This window comes from Variovorax sp. H27-G14, from assembly GCF_046156345.1.
Lineage (GTDB): Bacteria > Pseudomonadota > Gammaproteobacteria > Burkholderiales > Burkholderiaceae_C > Variovorax.
The window spans coordinates 203,481-223,233 of the sequence record NZ_JAYLVN010000008.1 but is presented as its reverse complement, the minus strand read 5'-3'; the positions used below and the strand labels follow the sequence as shown (position 1 = coordinate 223,233).

Below are 19,753 nucleotides of genomic sequence, written 5' to 3'. Positions count from 1 at the left end.
CTGCGGGGTCAGCGCGCGAAGTGCGGCGGTATGTGTGCGTCGACGTTCACCCACACGCTTTTCACCTGCGTGTACTCGCGCATGGCGTCGAACCCCATCTCGCGGCCGTAGCCGCTCTGGCCCACGCCGCCGAAGGGCGAGCCGGGGTTCACGCGCTTGTAGCTGTTGATCCACACCATGCCGGCATGCAGATCGCGCGCAACCTTGTGGGCGCGTTGCAGGTTGTTTGTCCACAGGCCGCTGCCCAGGCCGTAGTCGGTGCCGTTGGCGATCTGCATCGCCTCTTCGTCGGTCTTGAAGGTGAGCACGGTGACGAAGGGACCGAACACTTCTTCCTGCGCCACACGGTCCTTGTAAGACTTGGCGCGCATCACGGTGGGTTCCACGTAGCAGCCCTGGGCCAGGTCACCGCCCGGCGACTTGCCGCCCGCCAGCAGTTCGCCGCCCTCGGCCTGCGCCACTTCCACATAGCTCAGCACGCGATCGCGGTGCTGCGCGCTGGTGAGCGGACCCATCTCGGTGGTGTCGTCCAGCGGGTTGCCCAGTCGGATGGATTGCGCGAGCGGAATGAACTGTTCGAGAAACGCGTCGGCGATGTTCTCGTGCAGCATGAGCCGCGAGCCTGCAATGCAGGCCTGGCCCTGGTTGTGAAAGATGGCCCATGCGCTACCGTTGACGGCGGCTTGCAGGTTGGCATCTTCGAACACGATGTTGGGCCCCTTGCCGCCCAGCTCCAGCTGCACCTTCTTCAGATTGCCCGCGCTGGCCTGCACGATGCGCCGGCCGGTGGCGGTGCTGCCGGTGAAGGCGATCTTGGCGATGGCCGAATGCTCCGCGATGTACTGGCCCGCCACGCTGCCCAGGCCCGGCAGCATGTTGACCACGCCGGGCGGCAGGCCCGCCTCGGCCATGAGCTCGGCGATGCGCAGCGAGCTGAGCGGCGTGATCTCGGCCGGCTTCATCACGATGCAGTTGCCGGCCGCGAGCGCGGGCGCCATCTTCCAGCTGGTGAACATCAGCGGAAAGTTCCACGGCACGATCTGCCCGACGATGCCCACCGGCTCGCGCAGCGTGTAGTTCAGAAAACCCTCTTCCACCGGAATGGTCTCGCCCTGGAACTTGTCGGCCATGCCGCCGAAGTAGCGAAAGCAGGCGGCGGTGCGTGGCACGTCCAGCCGGCGCGAGTCACGGATGGGGTGGCCGGTGTCGAGCGACTCCAGGCGCGCGAGCTCTTCGGCGTTGGCTTCGATGAGGTCGGCCAGCTTGAGCAGGATGCGGCCACGGTCGGCGGCGGCCATGCGGCTCCATTTGGGGAACGCGCGCTGGGCGGCGGCCACGGCCTTGTCGACGTCGGCCTTGCCGGCAAGCGCGACGTGAGCGATGGGCGTGTTGTCGTGCGGGTTGAGCGTGGCAAGGGTCTGGCCGGACTCGGCGTCGACGAAGCGGCCGTCGATGAAGAGTTGGTGGCGGATGGCGGAGGCAGGCATGGGTTTCCTCTCCCTCCCCCTTTGGGGGAGGGTTGGGGTGGGGGCTTCTTCAAAGAGGGCGCGGGCCTGGAGAGCCCCCACCCCAGCCCTCCCCCGGAGGGGGAGGGAGCAAGACATCAGAACTGCACGGGAATCTCTGGCGACTCGCCCTTCTGAATCTCGAACACCAGACTCGGCGAGCCGTTCTCCCACACCAGCAGCATCGAGCGCTTGGGGCTGAAGCCCTGGTGTCGGCAGTAGGCGGGCATGGCGGCCATGTCGCCCGCCTTCATGATCACGCGGGCCATCGGCCGGCCGGTGTTCTTGTCGCCGCAGTCCCAGTGAATCTCGTCGGTCATCTGAAAGAACCACTCCACGCGGTCGTTGCCGTGAATGATCGGCAGGATGTGCTCTTCCGTTGTCGGGCACATGAAGCTGTGCTTCACCACCGAGGTGAAGCTCGGGTTCCACGTGACCTGCGAACGGCTCAGAAAGCCGAAGAGATTGAAGGCGTGCACCTCGTTCTCGAAGCCCGGCTCGGGGTGCAGCTCGGGCTCGGCCTGCGGCACGTCGGCAAAGGCGCGGTTCACCGGCGCACCGCGTGCGTCGCTGCGCAAATCGAGGTCGCCCTTCAGGCCCACGCAGCGCTTGGCCAGCTCGCGCGCCCTGGTGATCTTGGCGGTGTTGTTGCCGCTCTTGCGGCCGTAGGGCGAGCCGGTTTCCTGCGGCGCGCTGAAGGGGTCGAAGCTTTCGTTGGTCCAGTCGTCGAGCATGGCCTCGAAGGTGGCGCGAATCTGCGCGGTGGGAAAGTTCTCCAGCAGGTCGATGCCCGCGTCCTTCATGGTGCCGTTGAAGCTGCCGGCGTACAGGTCGACGGACTCGTAGTGGTTGACGGTGCCGAACACGTCGTCGAAATTCACCCAGCCGTAGAAGAAGCCCCAGGCCACGTCGCGCATGAGCGCGCGCAGGTAGTTGCCGGCGTCCAGGGTGTGGCTCATGGGGCGGCCGTCGCGCGTCTTCCAGCCGATGTGCACGAAGTATTCGTCGCGGCGAAAGCGAAAGCTGCCGAGAGAAAAGTCTTTGTAGCCGAGCGTGGCGTCGGGCTGCGATGCGATGACGCGGGCGAGTTCTGCGGGGGCGTTCATGGTGTTGCTCCTGTGCGGTGCGATCGGTGCGATCAGTGCGTTGATTGCGTTCAGTGGGATTGGCAGATGTCGGCCCACTTCTCCACCGACAGGTCGCCCTTGCAGCTCTGCAGCACGATCACGCCGGGCTCGCCCGCGCTTCGAAACTGGTAGGCCGTGTTCTTCGGCAGCAGGCCCTGGTGGCCGCGCGAGAGCTTCATCCAGCCCATCTTCTTGCCTTGCGGTTCGCCTTGGACGAGCACGGCGCCGTTCTTCTCCGTGTCGGCCACCACCTGCGCGGGGTCGAGCTGCACCAGGTGCACTTCGACGTCGCCGTCCATCACCAGCGCGAACTCGTCGTGCGCGCAGGTGTACCAGGGCGAGGTGCCTTCGGCGCGCAGCGTCTCCAGCACGTAGATCTGGTTCTGGCCGAACACGACCTTCTCGTAGGGCCGGCTGATGCTGGCTATTTCGAAGCAGTTGGAAAACGCGTAGTGGCGCACGTCGTCGGCTATCGGTTCGACGTGGCCCTTCTCGAAGTGCTTGAGCGACCCGAAGCGGGTCTGGTAGGCGGTGGCGGCTGTCATGGGGTGTCTCCTGGTGTCGCTTTTCGAATGAACGAACTCTAGGAGCCTGTCGCCCTGACCGGTAGGGAGCAGTTTGGAAGCGGATTGTTCGGTGGTTCAGAACAATCGCAGGGGTTTACCCCCGTTCGAGGGTCAGCCGCTGGAGCGGCTGAACTCGATGAGCTCTTCCGGAATCAGCCCGCGCTCGATCAGCGTCGCGTCCCAGGGCGGCACGCGTGTGAAGCGGGTGGCAATGTGCTCGATGAACAGCCGCAGCTTCAGCGCATTGCGCGAGGTGCCCGCGTACACCGCGCTCAGCGAGAACGACGACAGCTGGTGCTCGGGCAGCACCACGCACAGCTCGCCGCGGGCAATGGCGTCGCCCGCCACCAGCGTCGGCAGGCAGACGATGCCCGCATGCTCCAGCGCGTATTCGCGCAGCAGGTGCACGCTGTTGGTGAGCAGCGCGGCGGCCAGGTAGATGGTGATCTGCTCGCCCTGGTGATGAAAAGTCCAGCGGTCGCGCGTGGGGTAGCCCGAGTACAGGCCCAGCTTGTGGCGGTGCAGCTCGCGCGGCGTGGCGGGCGTGCCGTGGGCCTCCAGGTAGGCCGGCGTGGCGCACAGCACGCGCCGCACCGGAAACAGGTGGCGCGACACCAGCTCCTGCGAGGCGGCCGGAAAAATCTGCAACGCGCAGTCGACACCGGCCTTTACCGGGTCGGCCACCGCGTCGCTCACGATCAGCTCCAGGTGAATGTCGGGGTAGGTGGTCTGAAACTCGCGCAGCAGCGAGGCGAAGCGGCCCAGCACCATGCCTGTGAGCGCATGCACGCGCAGCGTGCCCGAGGGCGTGCCGCGCGCGTCGCGCATCTGGTCGACGATGTCGTTGGCACGGCCGACCAGCTCGGTGCAGTCGCGCAGAAAGGCCTGGCCCATGTCGCTCAGGCGCACCACGCGCGTGCTGCGGTGGAACAGCGGCGCGCCCAAAAACTCCTCCAGCTGCTTGACCCGGGTGGTGACCACCGAGTTGGCCACGCGCAGCTGGCGCGCCGCCTCCGCAAAGCTCTGGGTCTGCGCGACGCGAACGAAAGTTTCAATGCTTTGGAGGCGATCCACGGCGGCACTGTACTGCGGGGGCGGGCGTTGCGGGCAAGCATTGCGGGGCAGGTTGCGTGCACGCCGCAGCGCTGTCATCCCATGTGTCTGAAGGTTAACTGCCCCACTTACAATGCCTGCCGCATCTTCCACCCCTCACAAGGTCTCGTCCGCAATGCCCAAGAGCCACACGCCGCGCGCCCGTTTCAGCTTCTCCCCTACCGTGCGTGCCCTTGTGCTGGCCGTTGCGGCCTGCGGCATGGCGGCTTCGGCCCTGGCGGCCGTGGAGCATGAAGACGTCGACAAGCTCATGCAGGCCGGCAAGCTCGACGAGGCCATGACCCGCGCCGACGCCTTCCTCAAAGACAAGCCGCGCGACCCGCAAATGCGCTTTCTGAAAGCCGTGATTCAGCTCGACACCGGCAAGCGCGCCGAGGCCATCGCCGCCTTCACGCAGCTCACGCAGGACGCACCCGAGCTGCCCGAGCCTTACAACAACCTGGCGGTGATCTACGCCAGCCAGAACCAGTTCGACAAGGCGCGCAGCGCGCTCGAAAGCGCGATTCGCACCAACCCCAGCTACGCCACCGCCCAGGAAAACCTGGGCGACGTGTATGCGCGGCTGGCCAGCCAGGCCTACAGCAAGGCACTGCAGCTGGACCAGAACAACACCGCCGTGCAGCCCAAGCTGGCGGTGATTCGCACGCTGTTCACGCCCACGCCGCTGGGTGGCAAGCCGACGGCGCTGGTTGCGTCGGCGGCGCCTGTGGCGGCACCTGCGCCCGCTCCGGTGGCCAAGGCCGCACCGGCAGCGGCACCAGCTCCTGTGGCGAAGGCGGCTCCTGCACCGGCACCTGCACCGGCACCAGCCCCCGTGACGCCGCCGGTCAAGGTTGCCGCCGCGCCCAAGGCGCCTGAAGCCGCGCCGGCCGCCGCACCTGCTGCTGCTGCTGCTGCCGCACCCGCTGCACCCGCGGCCAGCACCGCGTCCAACGCGGAAGTCGAATCGGCCGTGCGGGCCTGGGCCTCTGCCTGGGCCAGCCAGGACATGGACCGCTACCTGGGCGCCTACGGGGCCGACTTCGCGCCCGCCGGCGGCCAGAGCCGCAAGGCCTGGGAAGAAGACCGCCGTGCCCGCATCGTCGGCAAGACCAGCATCAGCGTGAACATCGAAAACCTGGTCATCAAGGCTGACGGCCAGTCCGCCACCGCCAAGTTCAGGCAGATCTATCGCGCCGACAACCTCAACGTGTCGAGCCGCAAGACGCTGGAGCTGCAACGCACCGGCAACCATTGGCACATTCGCAAGGAAAGCGTCGGCGGCTAGTGACAGACATCGTCCGGCACGGCCGGCTTCAGAATCCTCCGTTTCGTCCGCGCAGCGGACACCTGCTCGCGGCGCTGATGACCGCGTCCGTGCTGATGCTTGCAGCGCCCGGCGCAGCGTTGGCATCGGCATCGGCATCGGGCACCAAGGCGGGCAGCGCCAAGACAACCGCCACGGTCGGGAAGACCGGCAAGGCCAAGCCCGCCGCGGCAGGCGGCGCGCGCGCTTCCGCCAAGGATGCCCGGGGCGCATCCGCCAAGGGCGCGGTGCCGCCCAAGGGCCGGAAGAACGCGCTTGTCGCGGACACCAAGGCGCCTGGCTACAGGTCCGAGCGCGCGGCACAGTCTGCCGCGCGTACCGTGCGCCGCGGCGCCGCCCCCCTCCAGGAAGCCGGCAACGCCGAGGCCCGCCTGATCGCCGTCTACGAAATGTTCGGCCGCGGCCAGGCCCGCCCCGCGCTGGCCAAGGCCCGCGACCTGGTGCGCGACTACCCCAACTTTCAGCTTGCGCAGCTCGTCTACGGCGACCTGCTCGCGGCGCAGGTGCCGCCCACCAATTCGCTGCCGGACACCGCCAGCATCGCCAAGATGCGCGGCAACCCCGGCATGAGCGACCTGCACGAAGAGTCGAAACGGCGCCTGCAGGCACTGCGCGACCGGCCGCCGCCCAACACCGTGCCCTCGCAGTTTCTGGCGCTGTCCACGCGCAGCCGCTACGCCATTGCGGTCGATGCCTCGCGCTCGCGGCTCTACCTGTTCGAGAACACCGACAAGGGCCTGAAGCTCACGGCCGACTACTACATTTCGGTTGGCAAGTCGGGCACCGACAAGCTCGCCGAGGGCGACGCGCGCACCCCGCTGGGCGTGTACTACATCACCAGCAGCCTCGACCCCAAGTCGCTCAAAGACTTCTACGGCGCCGGCGCCCTGCCCATCAACTACCCCAACCCGTACGACGTGCGGCGCGGGCGCACTGGCGGCGGCATCTGGCTGCACGGCACCCCGCCCCAGCAGTTCGCGCGCGCGCCGCTGGCCAGCGACGGCTGCGTGGTCATGGCCAACCCCGACCTGAAACAGCTTTTGCGCAAAGTGCAAATTGGCGCCACCCCGGTGGTGACCGCGCGCAGCCTGCAATGGATTTCGCAGCCCCAGGCGGAAAAAGAAAGCCAGTCAATTACCAGCGCAATCAATGGCTGGAAAGAAGCCCGGGCTGCCGGAAATGAAGCGCAATTGAAGAAATTCTATTTGCCCGATTTCCAGCGCAATAGCAAAAAGGCGACCGAAGGAATTTCGGCCGTCGACGAAGAGGTCAAGTACGCCCAGGGCAAGCGCGTGCAGCTCAAAGACGTCTCCTACCTGCATTGGCGCGACAGCGAAGACACCATGGTCGTTACCTTTGGTGAGGTTTTTGACGGCGACCGCAGCGGACGCTCGCGGCGCCAGTACTGGCTGCGCCAAGGCAGTGAGTGGAAACTCTTCCACGAAGAAATCCTGGGCTGACGCCCGGCTGATTCCCCCTCTTGAAGCCCTGCGAACAACGCGGGCACCCCCTCGAACCGTGACTTTTTGCGCACGCTTTTCGGCTTTCTGCGCTGTTACATCTGGGCCTTTGTGGCCCCGTGCTACGTAACACGTAACGCGTTTGTCCCCGTAACACGGCCCTTTTGCGCGTTCCATGTGACGTAACGCGGCATCCCTAGTTCATGGGAGGTCGGACGGCGCCTACAGAGGGAGAACTTCAGTTTCAAACTGTCAACCAGCTGTCCGTGCACGCCCCGTTTCGGGCTGGCACGAGACTGGCAGCCGTTGCGTGACCGCTCCCCGTTAGCACAGCCCGCAGTGAAGACTTAGGGGTAACTGTTGTTGATACACAGAGTTACCCGCGATAACATTCACCTCGCTAGCCTTTGTTAACACTTCCGAAAGGGGAAATCATGCTCAGCTCTATTACTCGTTTTTTGCGCGATGAAGAAGGTGCTACTGCAATTGAATATGGAATTATTGCGGGGCTGATGGCAATTATTTTGATTGGCATCTTTTCTGAAACCACAGGCATCGGCAAGGCGTTGATCGACATGTTCTCGTACATCGGAGGCAAGCTTCCGACCAAGGACTGATTTGCGACCGGATTCCGTCCTGCTGCTGTGGCTGGCCTTCATTGCCGTCCATGATTTCCGCAGGCGCATTGTTCCTAATTGGTTGGTGCTGGCGGGCGCTGCCGCGGCGCTCGTTCAGCTCTCCCTGGGCTTTCAACCTGTGGGGATCAGCTGGTCCGAGGCGTTGCTGGGCCTCGCCGCAGGATTCGGGGTTCTGTTGCTCTTTTACGCAGTTGGCGTCATGGGAGCTGGCGACGTGAAGTTCGCGGGTGCTCTCGGCCTGTGGGTCGGCCCCACGGCACTTGCCCCCATCTGGATCGGCGGGAGCCTGCTCGCGGCAAGCCACGGCATCCTTTGGCTGGCACTGCAACGGTGGCCGCTGCTTCCACGGCTCGCGTTACTGCTGGCAAATCAACATGCCCCCAATGACGGCCCGCTCGCCACCAAGCGCCGAGCCCGTTTTGTTCCCTACGCAGCCTATTTGGCCCTGGCCACCGCGGTGTGGCTGATCTGGGGGCGACAGCGGTAGTCGAATACGCCGTGGAATGAACGCTCGACTCATTCGCAAATACCCCGCTGTCGATTTCCAGCATTGCCCAACTCCTTCTTCTACACGCCGCACATGATCCATCTCACCAAGATAGTCGCCGCCATCCTCGTGCTGCTTGCAATTGCATTGGGCGGCTATGCATGGATGCTCAGTCGCCAGGCGCCCACACCCTCGCAGACGGCTGTCGCTCCAGCGGCCGCGCCGGCCAAGACACAGCAAGCGCCGACCTATCCGGTGGTCATCGCATCGAAGCCTCTGGTGGCAGGACAAGTGATTCCCGCCGACGCACTGCGTGTCGAGCGCCTTCCGATCAACCCAGCAGGTGCATTTCAGGCAACCGCGGACGCAGTCGGTCGCGTCCCCGTGATGGATCTTGGGGAAGGGTCACCGTTGCTGGAGGGGCAATTGGTTTCAGGCCTCGCGTTGCGTGTCGCTGACGGTGAGCGCGCGGTGGCCATCAAGGCCGATGAAATCATGGGCGTCGGAAACAAAGTTCAGCCGGGCGATTTTGTCGATGTCTTCGTGATGCTCAAGTCGGATGGCAAGGACATCGACCGCAGCCAGGCGCGCCTGCTGCTGGCTCGCAAGCGCGTGCTGGCATTCGGCAGCGCGTCGGTCGATGGTCTGCCGCCCAAGGGTGCGGACGCCAAAGCGGGAACGACGCAATCGCAAGCACAACGCACGGAGATTCCGAGAACCGCCGTTCTGGCAGTCACCGTCGATGAAATCAATCGTTTGACGCTCGGTGAATCCAATGGCCGGCTGCTGCTGGCGCTGCGCAACCCGACCGATTCGGCCGAGCCCGATCCCAGGCTCTTCGCGGAGTTGCCAACTGCTCTGCAGCCTTCGCCGGCCAAGCCCGGCGAACCGCGTCGAGCCCCCCTTGAAGGACTGGACAAAGCGCAAGCCGGCTTGACCGCTGTGGATTTCGTCTCCGGCGGCGGCGACGCCAACCGTCGCACAAACGCTGCCCCGCGCCCCGCAGTCATCGGAAACCCTGGCGCTCGAATCTCGCCTGCCCAGCGAGGTGGCACCGAAGTCGAAGTGATTCGCGGCGAACGAAGCGAAACCATGCGCTATTGATCGGCCAAGCAATAACCGTCCAAGTTCAAGAAAGAAGACACATGCCGCACCTGCCCCGCGTGAAGCCGAACCCTCTCAGCCGCCAGTTCACTGAGGACCGGCCGTCAGCGCTTCGTCTTTCGCTTGTCGTGCTGTGCTTGATGTCACTGGGCATCCTTCCTGACGGCTCTCGTGCGGCAGGCTCAGACGCCAAACCGCAGACCACCCTGCGCCAGCAGCCCGTTGCTTTAGTCATGCAGGCCGGAACCCAGCAGGAACTGCTGATCGAAAAGGGCATCGATCGCATGGCCATTGCCGACGAGGCGGTAGTCGGTGTCACGCTGACGCGCAAGGCCGTGGGCGCACCCGGCGCACGCCTCATCATCACAGGCAAGACCGCCGGTCGCACAACGTTAATGGTCTGGGAGAAAGGGAGTGCGGCAGCCACGACCTATGCGGTGGAAGTACGGCGCCGTGTGGCATTGGTGACGGGCTCCACCGATAGCCTCCCCGCACACCAGCAAGCAACCGACGTCGCCATGTCCGGCGCCGATGAGAAGACGCTGCTGGTGGACCGCTCGGTCGTGAACGTGCGCAGCCACACGGTTCAGGTCGAGGTCAAGGTCGTCGAGTTCAGCCGAAGCGTGCTGAAGGAGGCGGGCTTTAACCTTTCCTCTTATGGCCCCAACAGCCACGGCTTCAGTTTCAGCAACACTGCTCCAGGAGGCGTCCTGGCCGACGCATTCAGCCTCGCTTTGGGTTTCGGCAACGCCAACAAGGGCCGCGGCATGTCGTTGACGCTGAACCTGCTCGAAGGCAATGGCCTTGCCCGCGTACTCGCAGAGCCGACACTCGTGGCGATGTCGGGTCAGAGCGCCAGCTTCCTTGCTGGTGGGGAGTTGCCGATTCCCGTACCGCAAAGCCTTGGTGCCACGACGATCGAATACAAGCCGTTCGGGATAGGGCTCTCCGTGACCCCGACCGTGCTGTCGAATGACCGCATCGTGTTGAAGGTCGCCCCTGAAGCGAGCGACCTTGACTACACCAACGCGCTGAGCATCGATGGCATTGCCGTCCCTGCGATCACCACACGCCGCGCAGACACCACCGTGGAGCTCGGCGATGGCGAGAGCTTCGTCATCGGTGGACTTGTGAGCCGGACCACATCGTCGAACGTCGACAAAGTACCGCTGCTCGGCGACATCCCCGTCATCGGTTCGTTCTTCAGACAAAACAAGTACCAGATGAGCGAAAAGGAATTGGTGATCATGGTCACGCCCCATCTGGTAAAGCCCATTGCCCGCAACACAGACCTGGCCCCATTTCTGCCAGGCACCGCAGAACAGCGCGATGGCGCGGTGTGGCGCTCGATCTTCCTTGGTGGCGCGTCCAATAGCGCGCTTCCGGGCTTCTCACGCTGAATCGAGACCGGCGTGAACGCCAGAACTGCCGACCCCATGAACGCACAACGCGACAGCATTCCGGAAGCAGGCGCGGAGACCTATCTGTTCGCCTCGAGCAACGGCAGCCATATCACCTGGCTGACCGATGCGCTCGGTCGCCTCGGCTCTGTCGTGGTTCTGGCGCCGGAAACGAAGTCGATCGATGAGCGCATCGCCCTTCTGGGGCCGGTTGCTGTGTTCATCGACTTCTCTGCGGATCAAATTGCCGCAGCAGCCCAGCTTCACCAACGTCTGAAGCGGGATTGGCCCACATTGCCGGTGCTCGCCACCGGCACGTCCGCTGAGCCCGCGGCCATGCTTGCGGCGCTGCGCGCAGGTGTTGACGATTTCGTGGATGTCGCAGCGGCTCCGGCCGAAGCGGTGAACACGTTGCGAGCGCTGCTCGAACGACGCAGCACCCTGGCTGGCGGGACCCGCGGAGGCACCTTGGTGCTGCTCGGTGCCCGAGCAGGCCTGGGCGTGACCACGCTCGCGACCAGCCTGGCATTGATGTTGAACGATCAATTGACGCAAGCCCCCACCAGGCCGCAAACGCGTGCGGCGCGGCATGGCGTGGCTCTGCTCGACCTGGGGCTTCCGGCACGCGACGGCTTGCTGTACATGGACACCCAGAGCGGTTTCAGCTTTGTCGACGGCGTGCGCAATCTGCGGCGTCTTGACCAGACACTGCTGCACACGGCACTGGCACACCACACCAGCGGCGTCGCGGTACTCCCGTTACCCGCCAGCCTGGCACAGGTACGTGAAATCTCGCATGCGGACTCCGTGGCCCTGATCAGGCGCCTTGCCGACTTCTTCGACTTCCAGATCGCGGACCTTGGCGGCTTTTCGACCATCGACTTTATTGCGCAGACCCAGCGCGAAGCGCAACAGACTTGGGTTGTTTGCGACCAGAGCATCGGCGCCATCGTCTCCACCGCCAACCTGCTCAAGGAGTTGCGTACGCGCGGCGTCGAAACAGAAAAACTCTCACTGGTGGTCAACAAGTTCGACAGCCATGTGGGGCTGTCCGCAAAGGACATTGCCGAGCGCCTGGAACTTCCCCTTCTGCACGTCCTGCCGGCGCGTAGCGCACCGCTGCTAGCCGCCGCAAGTCGGGGCGAAATGCTGGTGCGCAGCGCGCGCAACGACCCCTATTCACAAGCAGTGACAGGTCTGGCACGTGGCCTCCACCAGGGGTACATGTCCGCTTCGGGCCAGCCACCGGCCAAGGATCAGCGCTGGGTGGCACTCATGTCGCAAATCACCGGGCTCTGGGAGAGTTCAAACGAAAGTTGAGCCAATGTCCTCTGATATCGAATTTGCCGACGACGATCAGGCATTCATCAATTCTCAGCAGTTCCAGGACATCAAGAGCTGGACGCACGATCACCTGTTGAGCCGTATCGAAGAACTTGGGGCGGAATTCGGCCGGTGGTCGCGTGCATCGATTCAGCAGTTCGTCGAACTCGAAGTCGACAGTTTCGTTCGCCTGCGCCGCGTACCGATCAACGATCGGGAAATGCAGCTCATCTCCGATGCGTTGACCAAGGAACTGGCCGGCTTCGGACCGCTGGAAGATCTGCTGAACGATCCGGCAGTCGAAGACATCCTGATCAACGGACACACCAACGTCTATGTGTCGCGGCATGGCGTGCTGGAACGCGAGACGCTGCGCTTTGCGGACACAGAGCACGTGATGCGCATCGTGCGTCGCATCCTTGCACCGCTGGGACGTCGGCTCGACGAGGCCAATCCGATGGTCGATGCGCGATTGCCCGACGGGGGGCGCATCAATGTCATCATCGAACCGCTGGCCATTGACGGCCTCTCGGTGTCGATTCGAAAATTTCGCAAGGAACCACTCACACCGGCAGACCTGGTGAAGCTCGGCACCTTCGATGCAGGCATGGCCCAGTTGCTCGAGATCGCGGTGCGCTCCCGTTGCAACATTTTGGTCAGCGGCGGTACGAGTTCCGGCAAGACCTCGCTGCTCAACGCGCTGGCAAGCTTTATCCCTCCCGTCGAGCGCGTGATCACCATTGAAGACACCGCCGAGCTTTCGCTGGGCCACACGCATGTGGTTCGACTCGAAAGCCGTCCCGGCGGCTTCGACGGGACGGGCGTTGTGTCAATCCGCGACCTGCTTCGCAACAGCCTGCGCATGCGACCTGATCGCATCATCGTGGGCGAAGTGCGCGGCGCCGAGGTGATCGAGATGATGCAGGCGATGAACACCGGCCATGAGGGCTCGATGGGAACCATCCACGCCAGTTCGCCGCGTGAATGCCTGTACCGGCTTGAAATGCTCGCTGGCTTCGCGGGCTATCAGGGCAGCGAAGTGAGTTTGCGTCGGCAAATTGCAAACGCGATTGACTTCATCGTGCAGATCGGGCGTATGTCTAGCGGCCAGCGGCGCATCGTTTCATTGAGTGAGGTCACGGGCGTCAACGATAACGTTGTGGCAATGCAGGAGCTGTACCGCTACGACCCCATCGTGTCCCAGGACGGAGAGGAACGCGATCGGTGGATCTCGCTCGGCATTGCCCCTCACTCTCCCAAGATCACACGCTTCCGCCAGATGATGAACCGCGCGCAGGGGGATCGCCGTGGATAAGGCGCAGCTGATTGTTCTGTGCCTTGCGCTCTTGTTGGCCGCCGCGGGGATTCTGCTATGGCAATGGGCGCGTGCGTTTCAGCAACGACAGGTCATCTACCGTCATCTTGCGCAGCAACTCGAGGCCAAGCCTGTGCCTGCGGAAGCCGCGCCCTCGTCGTCTCGCACGTCCTTCATCGACTCGCCCGGTAGCGGCATCGCGGCAGACCCGTGGATGAACGCAGGCGGTGACGTGCCGGTTGCTTCAGTCCGGAAAGACCGGCTGCAGTCACTGATGCCGTCATGGCTCGAAGGCGCGGTCTCAGCGAAACTTGTCATTCTTATCGGCTTGCTGGTCGTGACCTTGAGTGCCGTGGCCGGTGTTCTGGCTGGCTGGATCAGCGCCGTCGGTGCATTCGTCGTACTGCTGGCGCTTTCGTCTTTCGGACTATGGCTGCGCCTGCAAAAGTTCCGCCGGAAACTGGTCAGCCAACTGCCGGCCTTCATCGATTCCATGGTTCGACTCATCACCATCGGCAATTCGACACAAGCGGCCTTCCAACTGGCAATCCCTTCGACGCAAGCGCCCTTGCACAGCTACCTCGAGCGTGCAGCCAACCTGGTGCGCGCGGGCGTGGACTTGGATCGCGCCCTGCACCAGACGGCAGCCAGCGTACGGGTCGAGGAAATGTACCTTCTGGCATCGATCCTAGGACTGGGCGTGCGCTACGGCGGACGAGCGGATTTGCTTCTGGAGCGCGTCGCCAATTTCATGCGCGACCGTGAACAGGCACAGCACGAGCTGGTGGCAATGTCGTCAGAAACACGGCTGTCAGCGTGGATCCTCGGCCTGCTGCCTTTGGGCGTGGGCGGCTTCATCATCATCGCCAACCCCGGCTACTTCTTGCGGATGTGGCACGACTCCACGGGGCAGTTGATGATCTTCAGCGCGGTTGGTCTTCAGCTGCTGGGAACTGTCTTGCTCTATCGGCTGGCGAGATTGTCATGAGCTTTGCGCCCATGCAACTTGCCATCGGGAGCCTTGCCCTTCTCGCACTGGGCCTGTGCAGCGCGGCGGCCGGGCTGCTCATCAATGATGCGCGGCGTGTGCAGCGCGCAAAAGTCATCGGTCGAGCACTGCATCGCGACGATGCTGTTGTTGCTGCCGCGATCGACGCCTCTTCTGAAGTGGAGGCCGCCAGGCGACTCGACGCCGATTTGCCCCTGCATTGGCTCAACAGCCGGCTCGGCAAGGCATTGGTGGCCGACGAGGACAGGCGATTGATTGATCAATGCGGCTTTTCGTCGATGCGAGCGCAACTCGTTTTCCTGGTCATGCGGTTGAGCCTGGCGGCATTCCTGCCAACTGTGGCGCTTCTGTTCTGGCCCGGCCCAATCTCGACGCGGAAATTCACCATCATTCTGGCAGCGTTCATCGGTGTCGGCTTCATACTCCCCAAGTGGGTACTTGGTCGGCTTGCCGCTCGAAGGCGAGAGCGCGTGGCTAACGAGTTGCCGCTTTTTATAGATCTGCTGCGGCTCTTGCAAGGGGTGGGATTGAGCCTCGACCAGAGCTTGCAGATCATGGCGAACGACTTCGCTCACGTCATGCCCGTGCTTGGATACGAATTGACGCTTGCCAACAGCCAGTACAGCCGAGGCCGCACACGCGAGCACTCGCTGACCCGCCTTGGAACGCTGCATGCAAACGAGAATCTTGCGGGCATGGTTTCCCTGCTCGTGCAGGTGGACCGCCACGGCGGCGCTGTTCAGGAACCCTTGCGCATCTTCAGTGACCGATTGCGTGAACACCGCAAATCGGAAATGAAGGCGCGCATTGGCAAGATCACCGTGAAGATGACGGGCGTGATGGTGAGCACGCTTTTGCCAGCCCTCGTCATCGTGACCGCAGGGCCTGGCTTCATCGCCATCATCCGTTCACTCGGAGCCATGTCCAAATGAGCATCCCCCTCAAGAATTCGAAGCTTGCCCGCACATTATTTGCAGCACTGATGGTGCTCGCGCTGATCGGCTGTGCTGGGCCCAAGGGGCAGTATGCCGCTGCAGCCGATGCACAACAGCGCATGGCAGCGGAAACTGCCGCAACGCAAAAAAATGCAGCGAGCATCGACACGGCTGCCACCTACCTCAAGCTCGTCGAGCAGATGCAGACCGACGGTCTGTGGTTCGCTTCACTTGCGCACATCGACGCACTCGAACAACGCTGGGGAGTCTCTCCTGAGTCGGGCCGGATGCGTGCGGACGCCTTGCGTCAGACCGGTGAACAAGCGGGCAGTGAGGCCGCGTACAGGCGTTTGATCGGTACTCCGCTTGAAGGTGCGGGCTACCATGGACTGGGTCTGCTGGCCGGAGGGCGCGGGGACTATCTGGAGGCGGTCAGGCTGCTGCGAGAAGCGCAGCGCCGCAACCCCACCGACGCCGTTCTGCTCAGCGACCTGGGCTATGCCAGTCTGCGCGCGGGTCTCATTGCTGAAGCGCGCCTCCCGTTGATGCAGGCGCTTCAACTGCGTTCCGACAACCCGCAGGCGCAAGCCAACCTCGCGCTGTATCTCGAAGTCACGCAGCAAAGTGCGCAAGCCGATGCGTTGATGGAGGCCCATCGAATGGTGCCCGCAACCCGTGCCGCCATCCGTGAGAGCGCACGTCAGTTGGGCCGCACGCCGCTGACCTTGGCACCACAACCGCTTCGCCCGGCGGGCCTCGCTGCAACGGCCCCGGATGACAGCACAGTTCCCCTGAGGCTGAAGGCCGCACGCTGGCCAGGCATGGGCGGCCAACAGGCCAGCACAAGCCCTGCCACGTCCAGCAATCCAATATCAAGAGGTACCGAATGAAAAACCGTTTTCCCCGCCTCAGCCTCTGGCCCATTGCAGGACTTGGCCTTGCGATGATCACGACCTGCGCCGCCGCAGACAACGCACGGGAAACGAAGTCGATGCCTCAAGCAGGCATTTCGACCCCTTCCCCTTCCCCAACCCCAGCCACTACTCCGGACCCGAGCACCCCGCCTCAGTCGGCCATCACCGTCCCGGCTGCCGACGAAGAACTCGAGTTTGTGGACGTACCAAATCGACAGGTGGGAGACGCAGCAACGAGCCTGTTCGCATGGCAGCGCGAAGGGGTCATTGCGTCGACCACGACGCGTCCCATTGCGGGTGATGTCGCACGGCGCAGCTACGAGCGATACCTGAAGAGTTTTGAATTCCCGATCCCGGAGCGATTCAACTCCACCGTCAAATCGACAAGCAGCACAAGCAGCGGCACAAGATAAGGATTCTCCTTGTTCCAAAGGATGGCCCGTCGCATGACCACCCCAACACGAACCCGCCCGCGCGCCCGCGGCCAAGTCGGCGCGTATGCAGTGGAGTACGCCATCGTTTTCCCAGTGTTGTTCGTGGTTACTTACGCGATCATCAGCTACGCCATTCTTTTTTCCGTCCGACTGGGCATGCAGAACGCCGCAGAAGAAGGAGCGAGAGCCGCTTTGCGCTATCAGGCGATCAGTGCTTCCGGCTGCAACACTCAGTTGGCGTGCCGCAAACTTGCAGCGCAGACTGTCGCCCAGGAGCGCATCGACTGGCTGCCCAACGCAACGGTGGAAGCCAAGGCCTGCCTCCTCAACACGGACGACAGCTGCACAAGCAGTTCCGTGCCTGCCTGTGGTTCGACGCTTGATCAGCGATGCCAGATGATCGTGACCGTCAGCTACGACTATGCAACGCGGCCCCTCGCACCTCCGCTGCCAGGTTTAGGCTTCTTGCTGCCGAACAAGCTGCAGGGACGCGCCAGCATGTTGATGGGCGATCCGACGGCCGTGAATCAGATATGAAAAATATCCCCACGGTGAACCCGAGGCCCACCGCACAACGTGGGGTCGCTGCCGTTGAACTTGCCTTGGTGATGACGACGGTTCTGCTGCTCTTATACGGCGTTGTCTCATTCGGGGCGGTCCTCTATGCACAGCAGGTTGTTTCTCGCGCTGCGGAAGACGGTGCACGCGCGATTTCGGGTGTGAATGATCCAACGCAGGCCACGAACATTGCGCTGATCAAGAGTGTGGTCTATGCGTCGATGGCGACCTCTTTGATCGCGCCGGCGAACGCGGGGAACACGACAGCTCAGCGTCAAGTCTGGCTCAAGTCAAACCCGAAGGTCATTGTCAACGTCGGCGCCTCGGGGCTGGTGACAGTGTCCTACCCCTACGGAGACAACCCCATCGTTGCGCTGCCCGACGCCTGGGTTCCACAGAACATATTTGGCTCCGCCAAATTTTCCCTGTGAGTTCTCTCAAAATGAATCGCTTCACGGGACACAAGAAGGCTCAGTCACAACGCGGCTCGATCGTGATTCATGTCGCAATTTTCTTCATCCTCGCAGGGATACTTTTCATTGGATCGGAATTGGGATATCTCTTCTATCTAAAAAGAGATTTTCAAAAATCCGCCGATCTCGCAGCATTGGCCGGTGCCCAGAACCTTTATTCCAACAACTGCGGCGCAGCGATCAGCTCCGCAAAATCCAACGCGAATGATGGACCAAGCAGAAATATGCCCAGTGGTTTCCAGCTCGCCGATGGAGACATCACTTGCGGTGGATGGAGTTCCACGGACAACGTCAACGCCAATCATTTCGACGCAGCAGCAGTGGAAAAAAACGCCATCAAAGTCATCCTTTCCAGGACGCCGGCTCCACTTTTCAGTTTCTTTACCGCCAGCAGAACGATCTCGGTTCAAGCCATTGCCGCAAGATCACTGCCAAAAGCCGCCTTGAGCATCAACAGCACATTTTTGAACGTCGACACGCAGAAATCTGCAGTCCTCGATTCGCTTGTGGGTGGCCTGTTGGGTGGCAACGTGCAACTCGGCCTCGTCGGGTGGCAGGGGCTGGTCAACTCGCAGATCAACCTGTTGAGCTTCCTCGATGCACTTGCGATCAACATCAACCTGAAGGCAGGTGAATACGACAAGGTACTTGCAGCCCAGGCGACGGTCTCGGACCTTCTCTCCGCAATGGCAACAATATTGGAAAAGAACGGTGCGCTCGTTGGCCTGCAACTCTCGGAGTTCAAGAAGCTATCTGGGCTGGCAGCCACGTTGAACCTGCCGACGCTCAAGGTATCGGACATCCTTGGTGTTGCGACTGGCACTCCCAGCAGCGCCCTGGACCTCACCTTGCAGGCAGCCCAACTCGCTCAGGCGTTCATTCAACTCGCCAGTAGCCAGATCACAGGACCGTCCGCGGTTTTTGCGACTGTCAATCTCCCGGTCTTGGGTGTCGCGGCCAACGTCAAGGTCATTGAACCACCGCAGTTCTCCAGCATCGGCAACCCGGAGTTGGCAAAAGCAGCGCCTCTGGGAGCTGACAAGATCTACGTTCGCACTGCGCAAATTCGGACCCTGATTTCCATCAATCTTGGTGCGTCTGGCCAACTTCTGACCAGCTTGATCAGTGGCTTGTCCAACGCATTGACGACGTTGACTTCCGCCTTGATCTCGATTCTGACGACAGTCATCGACCTCACGCCGCCTGGAGACTGTCCCGTCATTTCGCTCGGTTGCCACACGACGCCAAAGCCTGTCATTTCGGATGTCATAGCCCTGCCTCTACCCATCCGAATCGACATCAACATCGACGTTGCTCCCGCAGCGGCCTATGTCACCGATTTCGATTGCACAAACAATGCAGACAAGAAGCTGTGGGCCGCATCGAAATCGAACGTTGCGACACTGCGCGTCGGCAAGATGGGAAGCAGTTCCGGCGATGCGAAGGCGAAGGTTTTTTCGTCCTTAGCGACCCCTCCTACCGTGGACCCCATCGCGTTGGTGGATATCGGTACGGTGCAATCCAGAAAGACATGCACCGTTGTCCTCGGCAGTCTTTGCGTATTGGGTATTCAAGAGTATCAACAGGCGGACGGTACATGGACAACGCAAAAGTCCAACGCCAAAAGAACGGCGTTCGGAGGTGGAGGCGTCGGCCTCTCTGTCAACCCGGATCCCGTGAGTGGCGGGGCGGCGACGCTGCCTTTCCACTCGGGCGCGCCCGGGCTTCTGAAGGAACTCAATGACACCTCTGCGCCTGTACAGACCTATCTTTCGACATCGGCCACCGGCAACGTGGCCGGTCTGCTGATCGACACCATCAATGGCCTGCAACTCAACTTGTACAAGCCCAATGCGTCCACTGGCATCTTGGGTGCCATCCTGCAGACGACAGACGCGGCAGCAACAGCTGTCTTCGGTCTGCTCAAGACTTTGGTTGCTCCGCTCCTCGCGTCAGTCATCAATCCGCTCGTCGAGTTCCTGTTGAAGAGCTTGGGAATCGACCTTGCAAATGCGGAGGTAGGTGCTCGGCTGACGTGCAGGGCCGGCGCGGAGCTGGTGTATTAACTTGACTCATTCCCGAAACA

The 19,753-nt window shown here is 62.7% G+C and carries 19 protein-coding genes; 15 read left to right on the top strand and 4 right to left on the bottom strand.

The window, feature by feature from the left end; translation table 11 throughout:
* Window positions 1-8: 8 nt before the first annotated feature.
* The 4 genes from VLK31_RS20305 to VLK31_RS20290 form a co-directional block, all read right to left on the bottom strand.
* Window positions 9-1,472, bottom strand: a complete 1,464-nt coding sequence (locus VLK31_RS20305) for an aldehyde dehydrogenase family protein (RefSeq protein WP_409170286.1) — start codon at window positions 1,470-1,472, stop codon at window positions 9-11.
* 131 nt (window positions 1,473-1,603) lie between these two features.
* Complete coding sequence (locus VLK31_RS20300; RefSeq protein ID WP_409170231.1) at window positions 1,604-2,611, bottom strand: hydroxyquinol 1,2-dioxygenase; 1,008 nt, start codon at window positions 2,609-2,611, stop codon at window positions 1,604-1,606.
* Between the two features lie 50 nt (window positions 2,612-2,661).
* Entirely contained in the window at window positions 2,662-3,177 is a 516-nt protein-coding gene (locus VLK31_RS20295; protein ID WP_409170230.1) for a hydroxyquinol 1,2-dioxygenase, read from the bottom strand.
* A gap of 132 nt (window positions 3,178-3,309) precedes the next feature.
* A complete protein-coding gene (locus VLK31_RS20290; RefSeq protein ID WP_409170229.1) occupies window positions 3,310-4,272 on the bottom strand; it encodes a LysR family transcriptional regulator in 963 nt (320 codons plus the stop codon).
* Window positions 4,273-4,426: 154 nt separating this feature from the next.
* On the opposite strand from VLK31_RS20290, the gene VLK31_RS20285 reads away from it, so the two are divergent.
* The 15 genes from VLK31_RS20285 (at window position 4,427) to VLK31_RS20215 (ending at window position 19,733) form a co-directional block, all read left to right on the top strand.
* Window positions 4,427-5,578 (top strand): tetratricopeptide repeat protein, encoded by a 1,152-nt coding sequence (locus VLK31_RS20285; protein ID WP_409170228.1) that lies wholly within the window; start codon window positions 4,427-4,429, stop codon window positions 5,576-5,578.
* Window positions 5,578-7,077 (top strand): murein L,D-transpeptidase family protein, encoded by a 1,500-nt coding sequence (locus VLK31_RS20280; protein WP_409170227.1) that lies wholly within the window; start codon window positions 5,578-5,580, stop codon window positions 7,075-7,077. The genes VLK31_RS20285 and VLK31_RS20280 overlap by 1 nt, the downstream gene beginning before the upstream one ends.
* A 434-nt stretch (window positions 7,078-7,511) precedes the next feature.
* Window positions 7,512-7,694 carry a Flp family type IVb pilin gene (locus VLK31_RS20275; protein WP_409170226.1) on the top strand — a complete coding sequence of 61 codons (183 nt, stop codon included), beginning with the start codon at window positions 7,512-7,514 and terminating at the stop codon, window positions 7,692-7,694.
* Between the two features lies 1 nt (window position 7,695).
* Window positions 7,696-8,202, top strand: a complete 507-nt coding sequence (locus tag VLK31_RS20270) for a prepilin peptidase (RefSeq protein WP_409170225.1) — start codon at window positions 7,696-7,698, stop codon at window positions 8,200-8,202.
* A gap of 93 nt (window positions 8,203-8,295) precedes the next feature.
* Window positions 8,296-9,306, top strand: a complete 1,011-nt coding sequence (gene cpaB / locus VLK31_RS20265) for a Flp pilus assembly protein CpaB (RefSeq protein WP_409170224.1) — start codon at window positions 8,296-8,298, stop codon at window positions 9,304-9,306.
* A gap of 41 nt (window positions 9,307-9,347) precedes the next feature.
* Complete coding sequence (locus tag VLK31_RS20260; protein ID WP_409170223.1) at window positions 9,348-10,706, top strand: type II and III secretion system protein family protein; 1,359 nt, start codon at window positions 9,348-9,350, stop codon at window positions 10,704-10,706.
* A 36-nt stretch (window positions 10,707-10,742) separates the two neighbouring features.
* Entirely contained in the window at window positions 10,743-12,026 is a 1,284-nt protein-coding gene (locus tag VLK31_RS20255) for a histidine kinase (protein ID WP_409170222.1), read from the top strand.
* A gap of 4 nt (window positions 12,027-12,030) precedes the next feature.
* Window positions 12,031-13,344, top strand: coding sequence for a CpaF family protein (locus tag VLK31_RS20250; protein ID WP_409170221.1), 1,314 nt, complete (start codon window positions 12,031-12,033; stop codon window positions 13,342-13,344).
* Window positions 13,337-14,332 carry a type II secretion system F family protein gene (locus tag VLK31_RS20245; RefSeq protein WP_409170220.1) on the top strand — a complete coding sequence of 332 codons (996 nt, stop codon included), beginning with the start codon at window positions 13,337-13,339 and terminating at the stop codon, window positions 14,330-14,332. The genes VLK31_RS20250 and VLK31_RS20245 overlap by 8 nt, the downstream gene beginning before the upstream one ends.
* An 11-nt stretch (window positions 14,333-14,343) precedes the next feature.
* A complete protein-coding gene (locus VLK31_RS20240; protein WP_409170219.1) occupies window positions 14,344-15,285 on the top strand; it encodes a type II secretion system F family protein in 942 nt (313 codons plus the stop codon).
* A complete protein-coding gene (locus tag VLK31_RS20235; RefSeq protein ID WP_409170218.1) occupies window positions 15,282-16,178 on the top strand; it encodes a hypothetical protein in 897 nt (298 codons plus the stop codon). Before VLK31_RS20240 ends, VLK31_RS20235 begins: the two co-directional genes overlap by 4 nt.
* The gene (locus VLK31_RS20230) at window positions 16,175-16,615 is read left to right on the top strand and encodes a DUF3613 domain-containing protein (RefSeq protein ID WP_409170217.1); all 441 of its coding nucleotides are present in this window, start codon (window positions 16,175-16,177) and stop codon (window positions 16,613-16,615) included. The genes VLK31_RS20235 and VLK31_RS20230 overlap by 4 nt, the downstream gene beginning before the upstream one ends.
* Window positions 16,616-16,648: 33 nt before the next feature.
* Complete coding sequence (locus VLK31_RS20225) at window positions 16,649-17,173, top strand: TadE/TadG family type IV pilus assembly protein (protein WP_409170216.1); 525 nt, start codon at window positions 16,649-16,651, stop codon at window positions 17,171-17,173.
* Window positions 17,170-17,625 (top strand): TadE/TadG family type IV pilus assembly protein, encoded by a 456-nt coding sequence (locus tag VLK31_RS20220; protein WP_409170215.1) that lies wholly within the window; start codon window positions 17,170-17,172, stop codon window positions 17,623-17,625. The genes VLK31_RS20225 and VLK31_RS20220 overlap by 4 nt, the downstream gene beginning before the upstream one ends.
* Window positions 17,622-19,733, top strand: a complete 2,112-nt coding sequence (locus tag VLK31_RS20215) for a TadG family pilus assembly protein (RefSeq protein WP_409170214.1) — start codon at window positions 17,622-17,624, stop codon at window positions 19,731-19,733. Before VLK31_RS20220 ends, VLK31_RS20215 begins: the two co-directional genes overlap by 4 nt.
* Window positions 19,734-19,753 lie beyond the last annotated feature (20 nt).

Excerpts from the sequence above, each read along its gene's own strand:
- VLK31_RS20300 (WP_409170231.1), bottom strand. The coding sequence starts at position 2,611 with ATGAACGCCCCCGCAGAACTCGCCCGCGTCATCGCATCGCAGCCCGAC.
- VLK31_RS20295 (WP_409170230.1), bottom strand. The coding sequence starts at position 3,177 with ATGACAGCCGCCACCGCCTACCAGACCCGCTTCGGGTCGCTCAAGCAC.
- VLK31_RS20285 (WP_409170228.1), top strand. The coding sequence starts at position 4,427 with ATGCCCAAGAGCCACACGCCGCGCGCCCGTTTCAGCTTCTCCCCTACC.
- VLK31_RS20275 (WP_409170226.1), top strand. The coding sequence starts at position 7,512 with ATGCTCAGCTCTATTACTCGTTTTTTGCGCGATGAAGAAGGTGCTACT.
- cpaB (WP_409170224.1), top strand. The coding sequence starts at position 8,296 with ATGATCCATCTCACCAAGATAGTCGCCGCCATCCTCGTGCTGCTTGCA.
- VLK31_RS20260 (WP_409170223.1), top strand. The coding sequence starts at position 9,348 with ATGCCGCACCTGCCCCGCGTGAAGCCGAACCCTCTCAGCCGCCAGTTC.
- VLK31_RS20255 (WP_409170222.1), top strand. The coding sequence starts at position 10,743 with ATGAACGCACAACGCGACAGCATTCCGGAAGCAGGCGCGGAGACCTAT.
- VLK31_RS20250 (WP_409170221.1), top strand. The coding sequence starts at position 12,031 with ATGTCCTCTGATATCGAATTTGCCGACGACGATCAGGCATTCATCAAT.
- VLK31_RS20240 (WP_409170219.1), top strand. The coding sequence starts at position 14,344 with ATGCAACTTGCCATCGGGAGCCTTGCCCTTCTCGCACTGGGCCTGTGC.
- VLK31_RS20235 (WP_409170218.1), top strand. The coding sequence starts at position 15,282 with ATGAGCATCCCCCTCAAGAATTCGAAGCTTGCCCGCACATTATTTGCA.
- VLK31_RS20230 (WP_409170217.1), top strand. The coding sequence starts at position 16,175 with ATGAAAAACCGTTTTCCCCGCCTCAGCCTCTGGCCCATTGCAGGACTT.
- VLK31_RS20225 (WP_409170216.1), top strand. The coding sequence starts at position 16,649 with ATGACCACCCCAACACGAACCCGCCCGCGCGCCCGCGGCCAAGTCGGC.
- VLK31_RS20220 (WP_409170215.1), top strand. The coding sequence starts at position 17,170 with ATGAAAAATATCCCCACGGTGAACCCGAGGCCCACCGCACAACGTGGG.